19 protein-coding genes are annotated in these 22,724 nt (G+C 47.7%); 18 read left to right on the top strand and 1 reads right to left on the bottom strand.

Annotation, left to right across the window (positions count from 1 at the left end; genetic code table 11):
* Positions 1 to 61 precede the first annotated feature (61 nt).
* The 13 genes from BC349_RS05140 (at position 62) to BC349_RS05080 (ending at position 17,205) form a co-directional block, all read left to right on the top strand.
* Positions 62 to 1,276: a DUF4861 domain-containing protein gene (locus tag BC349_RS05140; RefSeq protein ID WP_187255646.1), complete on the top strand. Its 1,215-nt coding sequence runs from the start codon at positions 62 to 64 to the stop codon at positions 1,274 to 1,276.
* Positions 1,276 to 2,295 carry a sugar kinase gene (locus BC349_RS05135; protein ID WP_187255645.1) on the top strand — a complete coding sequence of 340 codons (1,020 nt, stop codon included), beginning with the start codon at positions 1,276 to 1,278 and terminating at the stop codon, positions 2,293 to 2,295. Before BC349_RS05140 ends, BC349_RS05135 begins: the two co-directional genes overlap by 1 nt.
* Complete coding sequence (locus BC349_RS05130; RefSeq protein ID WP_187255644.1) at positions 2,288 to 2,959, top strand: beta/alpha barrel domain-containing protein; 672 nt, start codon at positions 2,288 to 2,290, stop codon at positions 2,957 to 2,959. Before BC349_RS05135 ends, BC349_RS05130 begins: the two co-directional genes overlap by 8 nt.
* A gap of 10 nt (positions 2,960 to 2,969) precedes the next feature.
* Positions 2,970 to 4,271, top strand: coding sequence for an MFS transporter (locus BC349_RS05125; RefSeq protein WP_187255643.1), 1,302 nt, complete (start codon positions 2,970 to 2,972; stop codon positions 4,269 to 4,271).
* Between the two features lie 27 nt (positions 4,272 to 4,298).
* Positions 4,299 to 5,213 (top strand): ROK family protein, encoded by a 915-nt coding sequence (locus BC349_RS05120; protein ID WP_187255642.1) that lies wholly within the window; start codon positions 4,299 to 4,301, stop codon positions 5,211 to 5,213.
* Entirely contained in the window at positions 5,210 to 6,388 is a 1,179-nt protein-coding gene (locus tag BC349_RS05115; protein WP_187255641.1) for a glycosyltransferase family 2 protein, read from the top strand. Before BC349_RS05120 ends, BC349_RS05115 begins: the two co-directional genes overlap by 4 nt.
* A 291-nt stretch (positions 6,389 to 6,679) precedes the next feature.
* Positions 6,680 to 7,084: a response regulator gene (locus BC349_RS05110; protein ID WP_187255640.1), complete on the top strand. Its 405-nt coding sequence runs from the start codon at positions 6,680 to 6,682 to the stop codon at positions 7,082 to 7,084.
* A 31-nt stretch (positions 7,085 to 7,115) separates the two neighbouring features.
* Positions 7,116 to 8,279 (top strand): sugar transferase, encoded by a 1,164-nt coding sequence (locus tag BC349_RS05105; RefSeq protein ID WP_222840075.1) that lies wholly within the window; start codon positions 7,116 to 7,118, stop codon positions 8,277 to 8,279.
* A 91-nt stretch (positions 8,280 to 8,370) separates the two neighbouring features.
* Complete coding sequence (locus BC349_RS05100) at positions 8,371 to 9,576, top strand: glycosyltransferase (protein ID WP_187255639.1); 1,206 nt, start codon at positions 8,371 to 8,373, stop codon at positions 9,574 to 9,576.
* A gap of 12 nt (positions 9,577 to 9,588) precedes the next feature.
* Positions 9,589 to 11,724 (top strand): ATP-dependent DNA helicase RecG, encoded by a 2,136-nt coding sequence (gene recG, locus BC349_RS05095; protein WP_343063665.1) that lies wholly within the window; start codon positions 9,589 to 9,591, stop codon positions 11,722 to 11,724.
* Between the two features lie 52 nt (positions 11,725 to 11,776).
* The gene (locus BC349_RS05090) at positions 11,777 to 15,433 is read left to right on the top strand and encodes a DUF7948 domain-containing protein (protein WP_187255638.1); all 3,657 of its coding nucleotides are present in this window, start codon (positions 11,777 to 11,779) and stop codon (positions 15,431 to 15,433) included.
* Positions 15,434 to 15,450: 17 nt separating this feature from the next.
* Complete coding sequence (locus BC349_RS05085; RefSeq protein ID WP_187255637.1) at positions 15,451 to 16,494, top strand: PorP/SprF family type IX secretion system membrane protein; 1,044 nt, start codon at positions 15,451 to 15,453, stop codon at positions 16,492 to 16,494.
* A 111-nt stretch (positions 16,495 to 16,605) separates the two neighbouring features.
* Positions 16,606 to 17,205, top strand: a complete 600-nt coding sequence (locus BC349_RS05080) for a hypothetical protein (RefSeq protein ID WP_187255636.1) — start codon at positions 16,606 to 16,608, stop codon at positions 17,203 to 17,205.
* Between the two features lie 174 nt (positions 17,206 to 17,379).
* Here the strand turns inward: BC349_RS05080 and BC349_RS05075 are convergent, their stop codons facing one another.
* Positions 17,380 to 17,919 carry an LOG family protein gene (locus BC349_RS05075; RefSeq protein ID WP_187255635.1) on the bottom strand — a complete coding sequence of 180 codons (540 nt, stop codon included), beginning with the start codon at positions 17,917 to 17,919 and terminating at the stop codon, positions 17,380 to 17,382.
* A gap of 67 nt (positions 17,920 to 17,986) precedes the next feature.
* Between BC349_RS05075 and BC349_RS05070 the strand changes: the two genes are divergently transcribed.
* The 5 genes from BC349_RS05070 to hpt all read left to right on the top strand — a co-directional run bounded on the left by BC349_RS05070 (position 17,987) and on the right by hpt (position 22,637).
* The gene (locus BC349_RS05070) at positions 17,987 to 19,441 is read left to right on the top strand and encodes a sodium:solute symporter (protein ID WP_187255634.1); all 1,455 of its coding nucleotides are present in this window, start codon (positions 17,987 to 17,989) and stop codon (positions 19,439 to 19,441) included.
* Positions 19,442 to 19,542: 101 nt separating this feature from the next.
* Positions 19,543 to 20,238, top strand: a complete 696-nt coding sequence (locus tag BC349_RS05065; protein ID WP_187255633.1) for an LOG family protein — start codon at positions 19,543 to 19,545, stop codon at positions 20,236 to 20,238.
* 47 nt (positions 20,239 to 20,285) lie between these two features.
* Positions 20,286 to 20,930: an O-methyltransferase gene (locus BC349_RS05060; protein ID WP_187255632.1), complete on the top strand. Its 645-nt coding sequence runs from the start codon at positions 20,286 to 20,288 to the stop codon at positions 20,928 to 20,930.
* 5 nt (positions 20,931 to 20,935) lie between these two features.
* Positions 20,936 to 22,096, top strand: a complete 1,161-nt coding sequence (locus BC349_RS05055) for a glucosaminidase domain-containing protein (RefSeq protein ID WP_222840073.1) — start codon at positions 20,936 to 20,938, stop codon at positions 22,094 to 22,096.
* 1 nt (position 22,097) lies between these two features.
* Positions 22,098 to 22,637, top strand: a complete 540-nt coding sequence (gene hpt / locus BC349_RS05050) for a hypoxanthine phosphoribosyltransferase (protein ID WP_187255630.1) — start codon at positions 22,098 to 22,100, stop codon at positions 22,635 to 22,637.
* Positions 22,638 to 22,724: the final 87 nt, after the last annotated feature.

The following is a 22,724-nucleotide window of genomic DNA, read 5'->3' as shown; positions in this document are numbered from 1 at the left end:
TATAAAAAAATGGGGGCACCTGCTTGCTCTCGGCCTGATTTGCTTTGCATCCTGTAAAACAATGCAAAAGCCTGTCCTTGAACTGGAAAACCCGGTCGGTACAGAAAGGCAGGATGAGTTGATCGTGCTGAGCAGGCAATCACTTGCAAAGAAACTGGGAAATATTCCTTCCGGAAAATTCGTTCAGCTTAACGCTGACGGACAACCGATCCTGATCCAGTATGATGATATGGACGGGGATGGCAATTGGGATGAAATGGCATTTCTGTATAGTTTCCTTCCCTCCCAAAAAAAATCTTTTCAACTGCAGCTAAGTGATGCGCCCGCAGCCATCAAGGCAGTGGTTAGGGCAAATGCCAGGCATCGCCGCAAAAATGCCGACAATAGTTTCGGGCCCGACCTGGCCGCTGATTCCATTCCCGCCGGCCAGCCTGCCACCGATTTCTCCAAACAGCCCCTGCCGCCGTTTCTTACTGAGGGCCCGGCCTGGGAAAATGATAAAGTTGGTTTCCGCCTCTATTTCGATGTCAGGAATGGAAAGGATATCTGGGGGAAAACAACTGCTGATATGGTTTTGGATACAGTGGGTATGAGCCCGGCATCCAATTATCACCAACAGGCTGGATGGGGAATGGATGTATTAAAAGTCGGGCCATCACTGGGCGCCGGGGCACTGGCATTGTATGTTCCTGGTATGAACGGAAAAGACAGCCTGGTGCGTGTAGGAGGCCGGCATATCGAAAAGGTAAGCTATAAAAAAGTTGTGGACGGTCCGGTTCGCGCCATTATCAACCTGACATACCATAACTGGAAAATTGCTGAAAACATGCCTCCATTGCAGCTTACGGAAACGATCAGTATCTGGGGCGGACAATATTTCTACGAAAGCACTGTCATAATAAGGGGTGCACCGGCCGATGCAAAACTGGTTACCGGTGTGGTGAACCTGCACCATGCTGAGCAACAGAATTTCGAAAGCGGCGGAGTAAAGGGATTGTATACCTGGCACAACCAGAGTGAAAACAAAGACAATCTTGGTATGGCCATATTGGCCGCATCTTCAGTGGTTGAAAAGTTCTCAGATGCATCCGGTGTGCATTCCGATATAAAGAATAGTTATCTTGCTGTAATGAACACCAATGCTTCATCGCCTGTTGGATTTCGCTTTTTTGCCGGCTGGGAAAAATCATCCCCGATGTTTAAGTCAGCAGAGGGCTTCAGGAATTTTTTAGAACATCAGGCAAACCTTTACCAACACCCCATCTTAATCAGGTAATGAATCCATCCATATTCTGTTTCGGTGAATTATTGCTGCGTATGTCGCCTGTATTGGACCGCCAGTGGATCAGGCAGGCATCCGTGCCCGTATTTGTAGGGGGGGCTGAACTGAATGCAGCCACTGCACTGGCCGGGTGGAATCATCCGGTTAAATATTGTACCGTGCTGCCTGCGAATTATCTTGCCGATGAGATACTGGCGGAAGTCAGGGATAAAGGAATTGATGTGTCGGCTGTACATCGCAGTGGTAACCGGATCGGTATTTATTATCTGCCCCAGGGGGCTGACCTCAAAAATGCAGGTGTTATTTACGATCGTGCACATTCCTCCTTCAGCGACCTGAAACCCGGAACCATTGACTGGCACCGGCACCTGCAAAACTGCTCCTGGTTTCATTTCAGCGCCATCAGTCCGGCTCTGAATGAAAATCTTGCAGGGGTCTGTAAAGAAGCTCTCCAGGCAGCAGCTGATCTTCGGTTAACCATTTCCGTAGATCTCAATTACAGGAACAAACTCTGGCAGTATGGAATGGATCCGATTCAGGTGATGCCTGACCTGGTTAGGTATTGCGACGGTATCATGGGTAATATCTGGGCAGCATCCTCCCTGCTCGGAATTCCGGTTGATGAAGATATTCACCATAGAGCGGCCAAATCAGACTACCTGGAGCATGCAGCAAAAACAGCGAAGCTGATAAAGGAACAATACCCTGTATGTAAATGGGTTGCCAATACTTTCCGGTTTGAAAATGCCGGTAAACTGCAGTATTACGCCACGCTAAATGCTGATGAAACTCAATATGTATCCCCTGAATTTTCAACTTCCTCTGTAGTAGACAAGGTTGGCAGCGGGGATTGTTTTATGGCCGGACTGATCCATGGGTTTACCAATGGGGAGCCCGGTCAGTCCATCATCAATTTCGCAGCCGCAGCCGCTTTTGGAAAACTTAGTGAAACCGGCGATGCCACCAGCCAAACCATCCAGCAAGTAAACAAAAACATTGCTTCCCATGCCTGAACAAACTGCCATTATAAAAGCCATTATCAGCCAGGGGATGTTGCCCCTGTTTTACCATGATGACCCTGTCAACTGCGAACAAACCGTTCAGGCACTCTACGACGGAGGCGTGCGTATTATAGAATTCACGAATCGCGGAGTCAATGCCCTTGCCAATTTCAGGCAATTGATAAAAACAAGGAATGAAAAATGGCCTGGATTGTTGCTGGCCATCGGAACCATCAAAACGCCGGCAGACGCAAGTAGTTTTATTGATGCAGGCGCGGATTTTATTATTTGTCCGGGTACTGTAAAAGAAGTGGGAGAAATTGTTCACCAGGTCGGCAAACTCTGGATCCCCGGCTGCATGACCGTTTCAGAAATCCTGCTGGCCCAGGCAACAGGCGCGAGGTTTATAAAGCTCTTTCCCGGAAATCTCCTGGGGCCTTCCTTTATGGCAGGGATCAGGGATATATTTCCCGAATTACATTTTATGCCAACCGGCGGGGTGGAACTGACCCCGGAAAACCTGCAGCAATGGTTTGGTTCCGGAGTGGCGGCCGTTGGGCTCGGCAGCAAATTTCTCTCCAAAGAGGTTCTGGAGAAAAAGGATTATCAATCCATCAAAGAACTATCGGTATCGGCACTGGCAATGATCGCCACCGTTAAACAATCCATCCGTTAACCCAATTCCCATGAAAGAAACAATCGGAAAATACAGGTGGACGGTTTGTGCACTGATCTTTTTTGCCACTACCATCAACTACCTCGACCGCGCGGTTATCAGCCTGTTGAAATCATCGCTGGAAAAAGAATTTAGCTGGACAGAAACAGATTATTCCAATATTGTAATCGCTTTCCAGCTGGCCTATGCCATTGGCCTGGTAATGGTAGGTCCACTGGTAGACAGGGTCGGTACCAAACTGGGCTATGCGCTGGCCATCATTGGCTGGAGCCTTGCCGCAGGCGGGCATGCGCTGGTGAAATCAACTTTCGGATTTATAGTGGCAAGGGCTGCTTTGGGAATTACTGAGGCAGGCAACTTTCCTGCAGCCATCAAAACAGTGGCCGAATGGTTTCCCAAAAAGGAACGGGCGCTGGCCACCGGCATTTTCAATTCAGGTACCAATGTGGGTGCCATCCTGGCGCCGATGACGGTTCCATTCATAGCCGCCGCATGGGGATGGCAGTGGGCTTTTATCATAACAGGTGCAACAGGGGTGATCTGGCTGGTATTCTGGCAGATATTTTATGAAACACCAGCAAAACATCTCCGGGTAACAAAGGAAGAACTGGCCTATATCAATAGCGATGAAACGGATAATGGACAGGCTGGCAGTTCGGAAACCAAACAAAAAATTTCCTGGTTCCGCCTGCTGGGTTTCCGACAAACCTGGGCATTTATACTGGGTAAATTCCTGACCGATCCGATTTGGTGGTTTTATCTTTTCTGGCTGCCATCATTCCTTAAAGCACAATACGGGCTGGATGGCACCGCCATTGCATTGCCGATAGCCCTGGTGTACACATTGTCCACTGTTGGCAGCATTGGCGGCGGCTGGTTGCCATTGAAACTGGTGAAAAAAGGCTGGCCTTTGTTCCGTTCCCGCAAAACCTCCATGTTTATCTACGCATTGGCGGCTTTGCCTGTCATATTTGCCCAATGGCTGGGAAGCCTGAATGTATGGATGGCTGTGGGCATCATCGGGCTGGCGGCAGCAGCCCACCAAGCTTGGAGCGCCAATATTTTTACGACAGTGTCTGACATGTTTCCCAAATCCACCGTGGCATCCGTTACCGGGCTGGGAGGGATGGCAGGTGCATTGGGAGGCATCCTGATCGCCAGGATGGCAGGAAATTTATTCGATTACTACAAGGCCCTCGGGGAGATCGAAACCGGCTATTTTATCATGTTCATCGTTTGCGGCTTTGCCTACCTGACTGCCTGGCTGATCATGCATTTCCTGGTTCCACGGATGAAAGAGATTGAAGTTTGATTATTTTAGGAGCCTAAATAGATTCCGATGAGTCAACCAATCTGGGGCATTGATCTGGGCGGTACCAAAATAGAAGGTGTTGTCCTGCCTTCCCTGCAGGATCCCCATCCGGTGATCAGGACCCGCATTCATACTGAAGCGGAAAAGGGTTACAGACATATCGTTTCACAGATAGCCAGGTTGGTGGATGAAATGAAATCGTCCACCGGGCTGCTCCCTGCTTCCATCGGTATCGGAACCCCCGGGGTGCTGGATCCGGTACTGCATACCATGAAGAACTGCAACAGTACAGCACTAAACGGTCAGCCCCTGCAAAAAGACCTTGAACAGGCCCTGGGCATCCCCGTTGTACTGGCAAACGATGCCAATTGTTTTGCCCTTGCGGAAACCCATTGGGGTATTGTGAAGGAAAAATTTCCGGGAGCTAAACTCGTTTTTGGCATCATCATGGGAACTGGTGTGGGAGGAGGAATAGTTTTTGACGGAAAGATCTGGAATGGCAAACACGGGATAGCCGGTGAATGGGGACATATTTTCCTGGATGATTCCGGCGGCCCCTGTTACTGCGGCCGGAAGGGCTGTGTGGAAACCATCCTTAGTGGTCCGGCATTGCAACGTTATTACAAACAGGTAGCGGGGCAAAACAGGAATCTTCGCGAGATCGTTGAACTCTATCAAGCCAATTCCGACGAACCTGCCAGGCTTACCATGGAGAGACTTCACTTTTATTTCGGCAAGGCTGTTTCAATCATCACCAACCTGCTTGATCCGGATGTGATTGTGGTAGGGGGAGGGGTGGGTAATATAGACACTATCTATTCCATGGGAATTGAATCCCTGTCGCACCATATTTTTAATAACCGCCTTGATGTGCCCGTGGTAAAACCTGTTTTGGGTGACAGCGCAGGTGTTTTTGGTGCAGCAGCTCTGGTGGCCGAATGAACATTTTAACTGAGATAATCTATTGGGCCAGCTTATTGGTGGTCGTTTACACCTATTTAGGGTATGGACTCCTGATGGCTGTCCTTGCCAGAAGGGTTTCAGGGAAAACGGTCCGGCTGCTTTCCGATCATGAATTAATGCCGGTTACAATCATTATCCCCGCCTATAATGAAGCAGCCGTGCTGGGATCGAAAATCAGGAACACCCTGGAACTCGGTTATCCATCCCATTTACTGCAGGTGCTGGTGGTGACGGATGGCTCTACCGATGGCAGCGATGCCATTGCCGGGGCCTTTCCACAGGTTGAACTGTTGCATTCACCGGAGCGGCTGGGTAAAGCCATGGCCATCAATAAGGCCATGGAGCTGGCGCGGAACCCTTATGTCATGATCACAGATGCCAATGCCATGTTGAATCCGGAAGGATTGAAATGGCTGGTATCGCATTATGCCGATGCTGATGTGGGTGGCGTTTCCGGCGAAAAAAGGGTATTGGCCGAAGGTGATGACAGCACAAGCGGTGCAGGTGAGGGACTGTACTGGAAATATGAATCCTTCCTCAAAAAAAATGATGCTATTGTAAATACGCTGGTTGGGGCAGCCGGCGAAATGTTTTCCTTCCGGCGCGAGTTGTTCAGCCCTTTGGAACCCGATACGATCCTGGATGATTTTGTTCTTTCGCTCCGGATCTGTGAACAGGGGTACCGGGTAGCATATGAACCACGGGCATGGGCTACTGAAGGCGGTTCTGTTTCCATCAGAGAGGAGCAGAAAAGAAAAATCAGGATCGCCGCCGGCGGATTTCAGGCAATGAGCCGGCTGAAATCCTTATATAACGTTCGCAAACACCCGCTGCTGGCATTTCAATATATCTCCCATCGGGTACTCCGCTGGACCCTAACCCCCTTATGCCTGTTTTTATTTGTCCTGGTAAACATTGTACTGGTTGTTCAGGATGGCGGAGACTGGTACAGGTTTACCCTTTTGGTACAGGTATTATTTTATTCGGCTGCTGTTATCGGCTGGCTTGGGGCGCGTATAAATACGAAGTGGCCCCTGGTTTTTATACCATACTATTTTCTGTTTATGAACTGGTCCGTACTGGCAGGCTGGCTGAAATACAGGCGTGGCGGGCAATCAGCCCAATGGGAGAAGGCCGGCAGGGGCATCAGCTAAGGTAATCCGGTAGTTTTTGGATTGTTTAAAAATTTCCGGGATTTGATTTCCTGAAATGGAAATTAGTATTACTTTTACCATAGGAATAGGTTCGAATAATCTTCCGAACAAATCCCAAAGAGTTTACCTTCCACAATCCTAAGAACGCGCCTTTAATTAGTAGTATTTTTCTGATAAGTTGCCGGTATTATTACCGGTAAAAGTTGATTGACCCGAATACCCTTGAAAGCCTAACCGTTCCAATTGAGCTCCTATTGAAAAATTGAGTTTACACAACTTAATTATTCAAGGATGAAAAGAAAAATACTAATCGTAACCGAAAGCAAGGCCATCAGGTTCCTACTGCAGACTGTGCTCCAAGACAATTTTACCGCGATTACTGCCTCTGAAGCTAGTGATGCAATGTTCTGGCTGGCAAAATCTGAAATGCCTGATGCTATTGTCATCGATCCAAATTTACCCGATACAGAACCGTGGGAACTGGTCGAATATTTCAAAACCAGTGGCCTGTACAAGCATATACCAATGGTAGTGATCTCTTCCAAGCCTGAAGAGGAAATTGCCAGTTATTGTACGCATTTTGGCGTGGAAGCAGCCTATCATAAGCCATTTAATCCTGTTGACCTTAAGAAAACCCTTGAAGGGCTCATCGCAATTCCGGTACCAGGCAACAAAAAGGTACTGAAAGCAGTATGATCACATGCCCGTAACCGTAAATCTTACCTGAATGGAACAAACTTTACAATTAACCGCTTACATACAGGAACCGCCAGTCTACCGGCGTTATTCTGTTTCAACTGAAACAGATAAAACTCCTGTTGTTCAGTTACATTCCCGCGAATTCTTTTACATAGGCAGGAATACAAAGAGTATTGATAACCTGGTTAATCTTTTTGAGGGAGGTTATGCAGCAGAAAATACGGCTAAGGCCCTCAACATCCTGGAAAGAATTGCAAAGCAGTCTAAAAGTATTCCGCAGGTTTTTATCATTGAATCAGGCATAGACCTGGATGAAGTGGCAAAACTGACTGCATTCCTTCGCGACTCTGAAAAATTCCGGACCATTCCTGTCATCATGGATATCAGCTGCAGTAATTCAGAAACTGCTGATCCATGCCTGCTGAAAAGATTGTTTGATGACGTTATTGATACCCGTCGTGCAGACAGCAAGTTGTTGCAAAGAATAGTTTTTCTCGAAAAAGTGAAGAAGAAAAATCTGCTGGGATCCAGGGCAAAAATGGAGCAATTGGCCGATCTCGCGAAAGAAAACCCTATAAAAACAGGCCGCAGGCTTTTTGATATTCTGGCTGCATTTGCTGCCATCATATTGCTTAGTCCATTGATGCTGCTGATTGCACTGGCCATCAAACTGGAGAGCAAAGGGCCGGTGTTTTATATTTCAAAAAGGGCCGGAAGGGGTTACAGGATCTTCAATTTTTACAAATTCAGGACCATGCAGTTTGATGCCGACAAACAGGTGGACCAGCTGAAGCATCTGAATGAATTTAATGAAGACCAGGGCCGGATATTTTTCAAAGTGACCAATGATCCCAGGGCTACCCGTATTGGCCGATTCCTTCGCAACTCAAGCCTGGACGAACTTCCCCAGTTTTTTAATGTACTGTTGGGGGATATGTCCATCGTGGGTAACAGGCCTCTTCCCCTCTATGAAGCTGCAATGCTGACAACGGATGAATGGTCGATGCGATTCATGGCACCAGCCGGTATAACAGGACTGTGGCAGATCAGGAAAAAAGACAGGCACTGCATGTCAGTTGAAGAACGGATAAACCTGGATCTTACCTATTCGAAAAAACAGAATTTTCTTTTTGATCTCTGGATTATTGCACATACTCCACCGGCTTTGATCCAGAAGTCAAATGTCCTGTAATGTAACTGAATTGTCATGAATCAAGCCGGCACTGCCGGCTTTCGGGTTATATTTTTCAAATACCATCTTTTTATTCTATTTTTCGCATGAAGTGGTAACATTCCTTTATATCGCCGGCCTTGTGCTGTTCATTTACCTGTTCTGCAGTATAACCTATCTGCTGGTAATAGCTATTGCCGGTTTGATGTACAAGGAAGACGCTCCGCCGCAAAGTCCGGTCTTTGCCCGTATCGCCATTCTCATACCTTCCTACCGCGACGACCATATTATTACGGCAACCGCAGCTGAAGCCCTGCACCACGATTACCCCGCAGATAAATTTGATGTAGTGGTGGTTGCTGATTCTCTCAACCATGCCACCATATATGCACTCCGTAACCAGGGGATCAGGGTTATAGAAGTGAATGCTCATATGAAATCCAGGTCTATAAACGCAGCACTCAGTACACTTCCCGATGATAAATATGACCTGGTGATGTTGCTGGATGCTGACAATATTATGAAACCCGGCTGCCTCAGGATGGTTAATAACTATTTTCAGGCAGGGCATATGGCTATTCAATGTCACCGAACAGCCAAGAATGAAAACAATAATGTAGCCTTGCTGGATGCCATCAGCGAAGAGATCAATAACCACCTGTTTCGCCTCGGACAACAATCCCTCGGATTTTCGGCCGCGCCTTCAGGGTCCGGGATGGCCTTTGAAATCCGCCTCCTGAAATCCATCTTTAACTGGAAACCGATTCTTGAAAACCCGGGTGAGGACCGCGAAATTGATATGCAGATGCTTAAACGCGGCATCAGGATGCATTTCATCCCTGATGCCTGGGTGCTTGATGAAAAAGTGGCCAGCCACGATGTATTCGAAAAGCAGCGGCTCCGTTGGCTGGAAGCCCAGTGGTATCACCTGCGGATGTTTTGGGAACCCGAAATGAAAGGAATCCGGAAAGACCGCCACTATTACAATAAGCTGGTGCAGAACATGCTGCTTCCCAGATCACTCTACCTGGTTGTTTTCAGTGCCATCACAGTCCTTGTGATTATCCGGTATCTTACAGGATGGGAGATGTTCTTTCCTGTTCCGGGATGGTGGCTGAGCCTCATGTTGTTTTTTCTGCTTACTCTTGCCATAGCCATGCCCTCCAGGTATTATAGCTCCCCAACCTTTAAAGCACTGCTCAGCCTTCCGACCCTGATGCTTTCCATGATCAAGGCACTGGTAAGGGTAAAAAAAGGACGGAAAGAATTTTTGCATACCCCCAAAACATTTACCGGAATGAAGCAATCGCAGGAATAGCCGTCGGGGCTTATTTTTGCTGCAAATATTTTCTCCATCAGTTTTGATGCCACCATATTATCCAGTCCCATTGAATTCCTGAAAGGTGTAGGACCGCTGCGTGCGGATATGCTTAAAAAGGAGCTTGGCATCTTTACTTTCAAGGACATTCTTGATCATTTTCCCCTCCGCCATATCGATAAAACCAAGGTGAATCCGATCAGTTCTGTAACGCCGGCATCGGATTATGTGCAGGTAGCCGGTACCGTTACCAATTCAGTTTTGATGGGCGAGAACAGGGGCAGGAGACTGGTTGCAACCATTAAGGATTCCAGTGGAGAGATGGAACTGGTATGGTTTCAGGGTATCAACTGGATCCAGAAAAGTCTGCAGGTTGGGCAAACCTACCTTGTCTACGGGAAGGCAGGTTTTTTCAATGGAATGCCCCAGATCACTCACCCGGAAATGGAAGTCTTTACGCCGGAAAAGTCAGGCGGAAAGGCTTTCCTGGAGCCGGTATATCCCAGTACGGAAAAGCTGAAGGCAAAATCCCTTGGTGGCCGCCAGATCGGAAAACTCACATTCAGCCTGCTTTCCTCCCTGAAGGAATCTGACCTCCCCGAGAACCTGCCAGCCTCATTTTTGCAGCATTATGGTTTCCCATCCAGGTTCAACGCCTATCAGCAAATTCATTTTCCATCTTCAGATAAACAGTACCGGCAGGCAATCAACCGGCTTAAATTTGAGGAGTTATTTATCGCGCAACTCAGGCTGGGCCTCATCAGGCTCGAGCGGCACAGGTATTCAAAAGGAGTGATTTTCAGCCAGGTGGGAGAATTGTTCAATAGTTTCTACCACCATCACCTGCCTTTTGAACTTACGGGCGCACAAAAAAGGGTATTGAAAGAAATCAGGCAGGACATGGGACAGGGCCGTCAGATGAACCGGTTGTTACAGGGCGATGTAGGAAGCGGTAAAACAATGGTAGCACTGCTCTCCATGTTACTGGCCGCCGACAATGGATTCCAGAGCTGCCTGATGGCGCCGACGGAAATTCTCGCCAACCAGCATTTCCAGGGTATTTCATCCCTGCTTTCCGAAATGCCGCTAAAAGTGGCCCTGCTTACAGGATCAACCCGGGCCGCCGGGAGGAGGAAAATCCTCGCAGCACTGGCCAATGGCGATATTCACCTGTTGATAGGTACCCACGCCCTCCTGGAGGATAAGGTGCAGTTCAATAACCTGGGACTGGCCATAATTGATGAGCAGCACCGCTTTGGGGTTGAACAACGCGCCAGGCTCTGGAAAAAGGCCGCCATCCCGCCACATATCCTTGTCATGACGGCAACGCCCATTCCCAGAACCCTGGCAATGACCGCATACGGCGACCTGGATTACAGTATTATTGACGAATTGCCTCCCGGCCGGCAACCGATTACCACTGTCCACCGTTATGAATATGCGCGGGCTACAGTCATGGATTTTATCCGTTCGGAAATAGATAAGGGCAGGCAGGCTTATATCATTTTTCCCCTCATCGAGGAATCTGAAAAACTGGACCTGGAAAACCTGATGCGGGGATACGAAAATGTAAAGGCTTTTTTCCCGGAACCGAAATACTGGATCAGTATGGTGCACGGCAAACAAGCCCCGGAGGTGAAGGAAACCAACATGCAACGATTTGTCAGCCACGATACTCAGATCATGGTATCTACAACGGTTATCGAAGTAGGGGTGAACGTGCCGAATGCGAGTGTAATGGTTATTGAAAGCGCGGAAAAATTCGGTTTATCGCAGTTACACCAGCTTCGGGGAAGGGTGGGAAGGGGCGCCGAAAAGAGTTTTTGCATATTATTAACAGGCACCCAGATAACCAATGAGGCCCGTGAACGGTTGAAAACAATGTGCGCCACCAATGATGGATTTGTGATCGCGGAAAAGGACCTCGAACTCAGGGGACCTGGTGATATTGAGGGTACCCGGCAGAGTGGAATGCTGAATTTTAAGCTGGCGGATATTGTGCAGGACAAACATTTACTCGATGCCGCAAAACAGGTGGCACAAACAATTATTGAGGCCGATCCGACCCTTCAGTCGGAGGAGAATAAACGGCTTAAAAACTTCCTGCAGGCACAGAAAGGAAAACTTGCCTGGAGCAAGATTTCGTAAGTTACAGGGGCTGGTATTATTCAGATATTTGACGTAAATTCAATAGACCTTGATGAAATATATCCACATATTCCTTTTGACCCTATGTTCTTTCGCGGCCTTGGCCCAGAAGAATACCAACAGCCTCGAGTTTATAGAAAACAAAGGCCAGTGGGACAAGCGGGTTACGTTTATGGGCGAACTCGGAAATGGCGCTTTCTTCCTTCGTAAAACAGGCTTTACCGTACTGCAGCACCATCCGGAGGATATGGTTAAATTATCGGGTACTGGTCACGGTCATGCGCATGATCAGGGCAGCCGTGGCACGGGTTCGGGAGGAGATAACAAGGCATCCGCAAGGGCCACAGTTCCTGTTCCCGGCGAAAACCTTCCAGGCGATATTGTCCTGCGTTCCCACGCTTATAATATGGATCTTGTAGGAATCAATCCTTCCATGACCATCGAACCGGGCAAACAACTTCCCGGGTATAATAACTATTTTATCGGTAACGATCCTTCAGCGCATGCTGGAGGAGTTCGGTTATTCGGTACTGTTACTTACAGAAATGTATACCCGAATATTGACCTTCGTTACTTCACGGATGAAGGAGCCATGAAATATGAGTTCGTCGTTCACCCGGGTGGAAATCCCTCCAGTATTGTAATGAACTATGAGGGCGTAAGCAAACTTTCCCTCAGCAGGGGAGAACTGGTTATTAATACCAGCGTGGGTAATGTCCGCGAAATGCCCCCCTACACTTACCAGGTAACTGCAAAAGGCAGGGCTGTCATCCAGTCCAGATACCAGGTGAAGGGAAATACCGTCCGCTTTGCCCTGGGGGAATATGACAAAACCACCACCCTGGTTATTGACCCCACGCTGATATTTTCGACCTTCACCGGCAGCCGTTCTGATAACTGGGGTTATACCGCAACTTATGGCCCGGATGGAAGTCTCTACAGCGGCGGTATTGTTTTTGGAAACGGTTTCCCCGTATCCATTGGCGCCTACCAGACTACCTTTAATGCCGAGAACGGCCAGAGCCCTTTTAATATGGGCATTATGAAGTTTGATCCTACGGGCACTCAACGTGTTTACGCTACCTATCTTGGTGGTAACGCCACTGATCAGCCGCATAGCCTCATCGTTGACGGGCAGGGCAACCTGGTAATTGCAGGCCGCTCCTCCTCCAGCGATTATCCAGCCCTGCAAACTTATGGAACACCCGGTGGCTGGGATATTGTGCTGACTAAACTGAATGCTGCAGGATCGGCACGTATCGGTTCAATCAGGATTTGCGGAAAAAGTGGGGACGGCATCAATACAGGCGACAGCCATACCGGTTCTCCCAGGGGATTGATCAACTTTTATGGTGATGATGCCCGCAGTGAAGTGATGCTGGACAATGCAGGCAATATCTACCTGGCTTCCTGTACCCAGTCCGATGATTTTTTCACCACCCCCAACGCCCCTTATAAAACATTAAAGGGCACACAGGATGCCGTTCTCATAAAAGCTACCCCCACATTGTCCAACCTGTTGATGTCAACCTATTTTGGCGGCAATAACCTTGATGCGGCCTTTGTGATCGGCATTAACCCCAATGGTGGTGATATCTGGATCTGTGGCTCCACCATGAGTGATGATTTTCCCGGTGATAAATCCGGAACATTGGGCCCGGTTTTCAATGGGGCCCGGACAGATGGATTTATTTCTATTTTTTCCAATGATGGTACCGTTCACAAGAAAACAACCTACGTAGGCACCAATGCCACGGATGCTATTCTGGGTTTTGAATTTGACCGGGATGGAGATCCATATGTCATGGGTGTCACCTATGGCACCTGGCAGCGTAAGAACGCCGCTTATGGAACCGATGGGGCCAAACAATTTGTCGGCAAACTGAAAACCGACCTTTCCGATTGGGTTTACACGACCACATACGGAACAACCGGCGCCTTGCCAAATATTTCACCGGTGGCATTCCTGGTAGACCGTTGTGAAAACATTTATGTATCAGGCTGGGGCGGAACCAACCTGGCACAATATCCCATGGAAGGCACTATGGGTATGCAGGTTACATCCGACGCCATTAAAAAAACCACCGATAATAACGATTTCTATTTCATTGTCATCAAACGTAATGCTTCTGAACTGCTGTATGCAACGTTTTTCGGACAAACAGGTAACTTCTCGGAACATGTAGATGGAGGTACCAGTCGTTTTGACCAGAATGGTGTAATCTACCAGGCTATGTGCGCCAACTGTTACAGTCCTTCACTCGGATCTCCGAGGCCAAGGTTTCCCATTACCCCTGGTGCCTGGTGTTGTTCGAGCGGCTACTCTGGCGCCGATGGTACTGATAACGGTGCAGAATGTAATCTCGCAGCGCTGAAGATCGCCTTTAATTTCGCAGGGGTGGGTGCAGGGGTGTCTGCTGCAATCAATGGCGTGTACGATACTTCCGGTTGTGTGCCATTGAAAGTTACCCTGTCTGATACAATCCGGAATGCCCAGAGTTATGAATGGAATTTTGGGGATGGAAGTCCGGACTTCCCTACCACCGGCTCTTCAGTTGATCATATCTTCAATGCTGTGGGTACCTACAGGGTAAGGCTGATCGCCATTGATTCAAATAGTTGTAATGTCCGCGATACCGCCTATATCAATATCAGAGTGAGGGCCGACGAAGCCAGGATCGATTTCAATGCTGTTAAATTGCTTCCCTGTGAGTCGCTGTCTTTCAGGTTTGACAACCTTTCTGTTCCACCTGCAGGCAAGCCCTTTACTGACTCCAGTTTTATCTGGGATTTTGGTGATGGCACACGGATGGTGGCAGGCACCAGTCCTGTTACGCATTCTTACCTGTCTGCCGGTACGTACCAGATCCGGCTGATCTTAAGGGATACCGTTTATTGCAATGAAGGCGATTCCCTGACCAGGGAATTCAACCTGAGCCCTCTGGTAAAAGCGCAATTCAGTTTACCCAATGGTTGTGTGCCCTATACTGCCGATATCAGTAATACATCCATTGCAGGCCAGACCTGGTTCTGGGATTTTGGCGACGGAACCACTTCCACGGAAAAACAACCTGTGAAAATATTCAATACCCCCGGCACCTACAGGGTGAAGCTGGTGGTAACCGATCCAAATACCTGTAATATTGTTGATTCTGCCTTCCAGGATGTACTGGTGCAGTCTGCGCCTGTAGCCGGTTTCAATGTAACTCCGGTAACGCCTGTGGAAAACACCCCCAACATTTTCACCAATACATCCTCTGCCGATGCGATTTCATTCGTGTGGAATTTCGGTGATGGAGAAGGTTTGGAAACCACCAGCAGGTTGCCCATCAGCCATCAATACAATAAAACCGGTATGTATGATGCCTGCCTGGTAGCCATTAACCAGGCTGGTTGTCCGGATACTCTTTGCCTGCCGGTGGAGGCTATTGTGGTTCCCAGGTTAGATGTGCCCAATGCCTTTACCCCACTTGGACCATCACCCAATAATGAGATATATGTGCGCGGCTTTGCCATCGGTAAAATGCGGTTTATGATTTTCAACCGGCTGGGTCAGAAAGTTTTTGAGTCCAATAGCATAAAATTGGGCTGGAATGGTAAGTTTAACGGTGTGGTACAGCCGATGGATGTGTATGCGTATGTGCTGGATGTTGAGTTCACAGACGGCAGCCGTACAACTAAAAAAGGAGATATTACTTTGATCCGATAACCATAAATGATCAGAAGATGAGACGATTTCAACAGGTGTGGAGGTTATGGATAGCCTGCTTGCTTACAATAACAGGCTCCGGTAGTCTGCTTGCGCAGGATCTGCGCTTTTCACAGTGGTTCAATTCGCCACTTACCACCAATCCTGCCAATACCGGATTTATTCCCGATGCAGATTACCGGATCGGGGCAAATTACCGCAGCCAGTGGGTGAATGTAATGGCCGTGCCTTATAAAACCATCAGTGTTTTCGGAGATGCCCAGGTATTCCGGGAAAAGATTGAAAGCGGATGGCTGGGGCTGGGAGGGGTCATCCTGCGGGATGTGGCCGGAAGCGGTAACCTGACGTCCACCAAGGCCTATGGCTCCATTGCATATCACCAGATGCTGGGTTATGCCAGCCTTTTGTCGGCAGGCTTTAATGTTGGCTGGGCAAATAAAAGAATTGATCCTACCAGGCTGAAGTTCCCGGACCAGTTCAATGAGTCAACCGGTTTTTTTGACGCCGGGGTTCCTACCAGTGTGGTGTTCAATTCTACCAGTATCAGCTATGTTGATATCCAGGCGGGCATGAACTACGCGTTTTTTCCAACTGATGAATTGTATGTAAACGGTGGTTTTTCAGTACACCATATCAATCGCCCCCGTGAAACTTTTTTTAGCGATAATTCTTTTGACAACCGCCTGTCCCCGCGGTATATCGGGTTTTTGAATGCCAGCGTAAAAATGAGTCCGCAGGTTATACTGAACCCAATGGCTTATTATACCAACCAGGCATCTGCTTCAGAACTGGTTGCCGGGGCAAGCGCCAATTATAACCTGAGTGGGGATGGCGAAACCCAATTGATTGGCGGTCTATATTATCGGGCGGGTGAATCTTTTATTCCGCTTGTAGGCTTTCAATGGAAAAACTTCCGGATGAGTTTTACCTATGACGTTACCACTTCATCGCTCTCAACCTATAATAATTCAAGGGGTGCTATTGAGTTCTCCCTGGTAAAACATGGTTTTTACAGTGAATACAATGGCAGCCAGCGACAGAGTCTTTGTCCCTCTTTTTAACAGGTGATAAATTTTCAACAGTACTGCACCAGTACATTTTTATGTCTTTTCTTCAGTATTTATCCGATTTTTACAGTTGGAGCAGTCGCTGTATTTAATTAAATCATGGCTATGAAAAGAATGATGTTTACCGGTCTGATGATGTTTTTTTGCCTTGCCGGCGTATTTGCGCAGGAAGAACCACCTGCAGAGGAAACCTCCAAAGGTTTTGATCGCAGCCGTTTGTTTATCGGGGGCAACTTCGGATTAAGTTTCGGGAATTACACTTTCATCAATATTTCTCCCCAGGTAGGTTACCGGTTCAATGATTTACTGGCCGCGGGCATTGGGATCAATGGGCAATACAACCAGATCAAATACAGGGATTTTAATAACGATGTAATTGAGAAGCAGAGTTATGGTGTAATGGGAATGAATATTTTTGGCCGTCTTTACCCTATCAGGCAGGGCTTTCTCCAGGTACAACCCGAGATGAATTATATCTGGGGTAATAGTAAAACCTACAACCCGGATTCAAAATCCTCCCTGAACGGGAAGATACTTCCATCATTCCTGGTTGGTGCGGGAGCTTTCTTTCCTGCAGGTCGTGCAGGTGGTTTTATTATCATGGCCCAGTATGACCTGCTGAATAAGGATGGTATGAATTCCGATCCCGGCACACCCTACGGCAAAAACGTCTTCATGAGCATCGGGTTCAACGTCGGCCTTTAGGAAAGGGAAAGGCGTCTGACGTTTGGAGTCCACGGTATTCAATGATACTAAACGTCAGACGCCTTGAATCCACCGGAATAGGCGTCTGACGTTTGGGGTCCACGGTATTCAATGATACTAAACGTCAGACGCCTATATCCCCAAACCTCAGACCCCTGGATGAACTCCACAGGTTCAGTGGATTTTATTGAACAACTCAACGGGATTCCGGCAGATGATGATGCGTTCGCTGATCGGTTCGTACAGAAAGTTTTCCTTTTCGGCCGTCCGCATAAACTGGATCAGCGCATCGTAATAGCCAGTCGAATTAAGCAGGTATATCTTCTTGTCATGAATCTTTAACTGGTTCCAGGTCAGCATCTCGAATAACTCATCCATGGTTCCGAAGCCACCCGGAAGAATGATAGCCGCATCGCTCATTTCATACATCATTTTTTTTCGGCTGTGCATGTCAGGTACCACCGCGAGTTCCGTTAATCCATCGTGCTGCTGTTCCCATTCAGTAAGGATTTTCGGAATAACCCCCATCACCTGGCCATCATGTTTCAGTACGGAATCTGCAATGGTTCCCATCAAGCCCTTTTTGCCTCCGCCATAGACCAGTTTAATTCCGAGCATGGCCAGTAATTTGCCTAGTTCTGCCGTGTGCTGGATAAAAATCGGGTTAACCCCGCTTTGCGATCCGCAAAAAACCGCTATTGCTTTTATGTTCATAGATAATTCTACTAAAGTAATCGTAATGATGGTTATTTTGTGGCAATTTTTAAAAAAACTTACCTGCATGTCGACAACACTGCTTTTCGGGATCATCATTGCCTATTTTGTTTTGCTGCTGGGAGTGGCCTATATCACTTCAAGGAATGCAACCAATGAAAGTTTTTTCATTGGCAATAAAAACTCCAACTGGATGCTGGTAGCATTCGGTATGATCGGCACCTCTCTGAGCGGTGTTACATTTGTATCCGTACCAGGTACAGTTGCTGCCAATGCTTTTACGTATATGCAGGTGGTGTTCGGATACCTGCTGGGTTATATTGTCATCGCCTACGTACTGCTTCCGCTCTATTACAAACTAAATCTTACCTCCATTTATGACTACCTGAAACAGCGTTTTGGGTTCACCGCCTACAAAACCGGTGCATTGTTTTTTATTATCTCCAGGACCATTGGGGCAACAGCGCGCCTTTACCTTGTGATCAACGTCATGCAGCTTTTCATCCTCGACGCACTGGGGGTTCCGTTTTTTGTAACTGCACTTGTCATTCTGCTCATGATCCTTCTCTATACTTTTGAAGGAGGGGTAAAAACCATTGTATATACCGATACCCTGCAGACCAGTTTCATGCTGCTGGGCCTGGTTGTTTGTGTTATTTTTATCATGAATAACCTTGGACTTGGATTTGGCGAAGCCATGCAGGCGCTTTCCGCCCAAGGGTATACCGACATCGTCAACAGCGATGCCAACAGCAAAGGCTTTTTCCTGAAACAGGTAATCGGCGGGGCTTTTATCACCATCGCCATGACTGGTCTCGACCAGGAAATGATGCAGAAAAATATCAGCGTTAAAACCCTGAAGGATTCCCAGAAGAATATTATGACCTTCAGCGTCATCATCGTTTTCGTTAATTTCCTCTTCCTCCTGTTGGGCGGATTGCTCTATCTTTTTGCCGCGAAAAATGGCATGGATGTGAAAGGCGATGACCTTTTCCCCGCAGTGGCCATGAACTACCTGCCCCCGGTTATTACCATCATTTTCATCATCGCCCTGATCTCTGCCCTCTTTCCCAGTGCAGATGGCGCCCTTACCGCCCTCACGTCCTCTTTCTGCATCGATATGCTCGGGATCAAACGCAACCCTAACCTGAGTGATACCCGGCAAAAGCGCATACGCATGACCGTTCACCTCACCTTCACCGTGGTGTTCATGATTTGTATCATGATATTCAAGATAATTGACAACAAGTCCATCATCGGCATCATCCTTGACCTGGCTGGCTATACCTATGGCCCGCTGCTCGGACTATTCGCTTTCGGTATCCTGACCAGGCGAAGTTTTAAAGATAATTTCATGGTTACCGTCATCGCACTGCTGTCTCCCCTGATCAGTTATGTAATCAGCCTTAACGCCGCTACCTGGCTTGGAGGCTTCCAGATCGGGATAGAATTACTGCTGATCAATGGGTTGATCACCTTCCTTGGCCTGTTAATCATATCAAAAAAACCAGCACAGGCATGAACTAATAGTAGAAAATTTACGTTTCTACAATAGAAACCACAAGATGCCATCCAAGGTTTATATGGATGGCATTCTTGTCTCCTAACCTTAAAAAGAAGACTATGAATGACACGATCCGAATGACCAAACAAAGGCGCTGGAGCGAATCTAAAGCCCATTCAAGCTGGCAGATTTTTAAAATTATGGCCGAATTTGTGGATGGATTTGAAGCCCTTGCCAAATTGGGACCCTGTATTTCTATTTTCGGCTCCGCCCGTACCCAGGCCGGTCACGATACTTACGAACTTACTGTCGATATCTCCAAAAGATTGGCTGAAGAGGGATTTGGTATTATTTCCGGCGGTGGGCCAGGCATCATGGAAGCTGCCAATAAAGGCGCCCAGCTGGGCGCCGGTAAATCGGTGGGACTCAACATTGAATTACCCTTCGAACAACATGCCAACCCTTATATTGACAGAGATGCCAACCTGAACTTTGAATACTTTTTCGTACGCAAAACCATGTTTACCAAATATTCCCAGGGTTTTGTGATGATGCCCGGTGGATTTGGAACAATGGATGAGTTTTTCGAAGTTGCCACATTGATTCAGACCGGCAAGATGTTACAGGTTCCGCTTATCCTGGTTGGCAAGGCTTATTGGGGCGGCCTCATGCAATGGCTTCAGCATACCATGCTGGTGGAGGAATATATCTCCGCCGAAGACCTTGAATTACTGAAAGTGGTGGATACTGCCGAAGAGGTGGCCGAACATGTACTCCATTTTTACAGCAAGCATCCCCTGCAACCGAATTTCTAGGATATTGCGGTGCTATGGGCAGGGAGGTGTAAATTTGCCGGAAATCTATGCTGTTGGAACCAATCAGTCCTGAAGTCAATGCCTATGCTGAAAAGTATAGTTCCCCGGAACCTCCGGAACTGCAGGAAATTGCTGCCGATACCACCCTGCACCACCCGCAATACCATATGCTGAGTGGTCATCTGCAGGGTAGATTTCTGTCCCTGATCAGCAAACTCCTGGCGCCGAAATACATCCTTGAAATCGGGACCTTTACCGGATACAGTGCTCTTTGCTTGTCAGAAGGCCTTGCAGAAGGTGGCGAACTTCATACTATAGAGTTAAGGGAGGCGGACGCAGCCACAGCCCAGGGATATTTTTCTCAGTCGCCCAGATCGAAACAGATCTTTTTGCACCTGGGTGAAGCGGCCAAAATCATCCCCACCCTTGACCGGGAGTGGGATCTCGTATTTATTGACGCAGATAAAACGGGATACCTGGATTACTATGAAATGGTATTACCCAGGCTCAGGAAAGGCGGACTGATCATGGCCGATAATGTCCTGTTTCACGGTCAGGTACTTGAAAATCCGGTTAAAGGGAAAAATGCCAGGGCAATCCAGGCATTTAATGAATGTATAAAAGATGATCCCAGGGTGGAAAAACTGATGTTAACCCTTCGGGATGGATTATTTTTATTGAGGAAAAAATGATAGGAATGATGCGTAAACTGTTTTTTATTCTATTGGCACTTGTTACCGGGAACCTTGTAATAGCCCAGCAGAATCCTGTTGTGCTGGAATACATCAATACCTATAAACAGCTGGCCATCGATGAAATGCAGCGCACCGGGGTGCCGGCAGCGATTAAACTGGCACAGGGGATTCATGAAACGGAAGCCGGGCGCAGTGAACTGGTAATGAAATCAAACAACCATTTTGGCATCAAGTGTAAAACGAGCTGGACAGGTGGGAAGGTTTACCATGATGATGATGCCAGGGGAGAATGTTTCAGGAGTTATCTGGCACCGGATGAATCCTACCGCGACCATTCCAATTTCCTGCGCTCAAACCAGCGTTATGGCTTTTTATTCCGGCTTGATCCAACCGATTATAAAGCATGGGCCTATGGACTGAAAAAAGCCGGCTACGCAACCAATATCAAATATTCCCAACTATTGATCAAGCTGATTGAGACTTATGACCTGCAGCAATACAGCCTGATTGCAATGGGAAAATTGCCCCCCACTTCCGACCTGCTGACGGGTATCAGGCCACCAGCAGAAACAGTGCCGGTTGACGCTACACCGCCAATCGTATATCCACAGGGAACATTTGAAATCAATGACACAAAAGTCGTTTTTGTAAAGGCAGGCACTTCCTTACTGGCCTTGGCCAATCAATACCAGATCAGCCTTTCCCGTCTGCTGGAGTTCAATGACATGACTCCCGATGAAGGTGATATCCTGGTAGAGGACCAGCTCGTTTTTCTCCATCGCAAAAGAAAAACGGGGACTGAGTTGTTTCATTATGTAAAAGCAGGTGAAACTCTTTACGGTATTGCCCAGGCACAGGGTATCAGGTATGAGAGCCTGCTTGAACTGAACCATTTGTCAGCAGGAATGGAACCTGCCGCCGGGGAAAGATTGTTCCTCAGGGAAAAATCCCCGTCGAGACCGGTCCTTGCCGGTTCAGTAATAACCGCCACCACGGTTTCCGGCACCCAGGCTGTTTTTACCACCCACATCGTCCGTAACAAGGAAACCCTTTACGGAATCAGTCGCAGGTATGGTGTAAGCCTCCATCAGCTAATCGAATGGAATAAGCTGAATGGCGCAGATTTAAGAACCGGGCAGGAATTAATTATTTATACCAACTGATATGTCAATCATCAAGGTCAGAGACAGGGAGTTTGAGCCATACTTAACTGCTGAGGAAATCAACGGACAAATACAGCGGCTGGCAGCAGAGATCAACCACGATTATGCCGGCAAAAGGCCCTTGTTCATTGCGATCCTGAATGGCTCTTTCATGTTCGCATCCGATCTTTTTAAGGCGATCAATATTGAAGCTGAGATTTGTTTCATTAAGCTTGCTTCCTACAAGGGTACCAAGTCAACCGGGCAGGTGGTAACTGCCATTGGCCTGGATACCGACATCCATGAACGTCATGTTATCATACTGGAAGATATTGTTGATACCGGCAAGACACTCAAAGAGTTCCTGCCGCAGTTAAATCACCAGCAACCGGCCTCCCTGGAACTGGCCGTCCTGCTGCATAAACCGGAAGCAACGGAATATCCAGTGCATATCAGGTACCTTGGTTTTTCCATACCGAATAAGTTTGTTTTGGGCTATGGACTTGATTTTGATGGCCTTGGCCGCAATATTCCCGAGATATACCATCTGAAGGGTGAATAGGACAAGCTGATTTTAATCAGGTTGCTTGACAGTCAGAAGATATTGATGTACCTTTCTGCAACGAAACACCCCCGTCCTGAAAACTGT

It is taken from the genome of Flavihumibacter stibioxidans, from assembly GCF_014332695.1.
GTDB lineage: Bacteria > Bacteroidota > Bacteroidia > Chitinophagales > Chitinophagaceae > Flavihumibacter > Flavihumibacter stibioxidans.
This window is presented reverse-complemented; position numbering and strand designations above follow the sequence as displayed.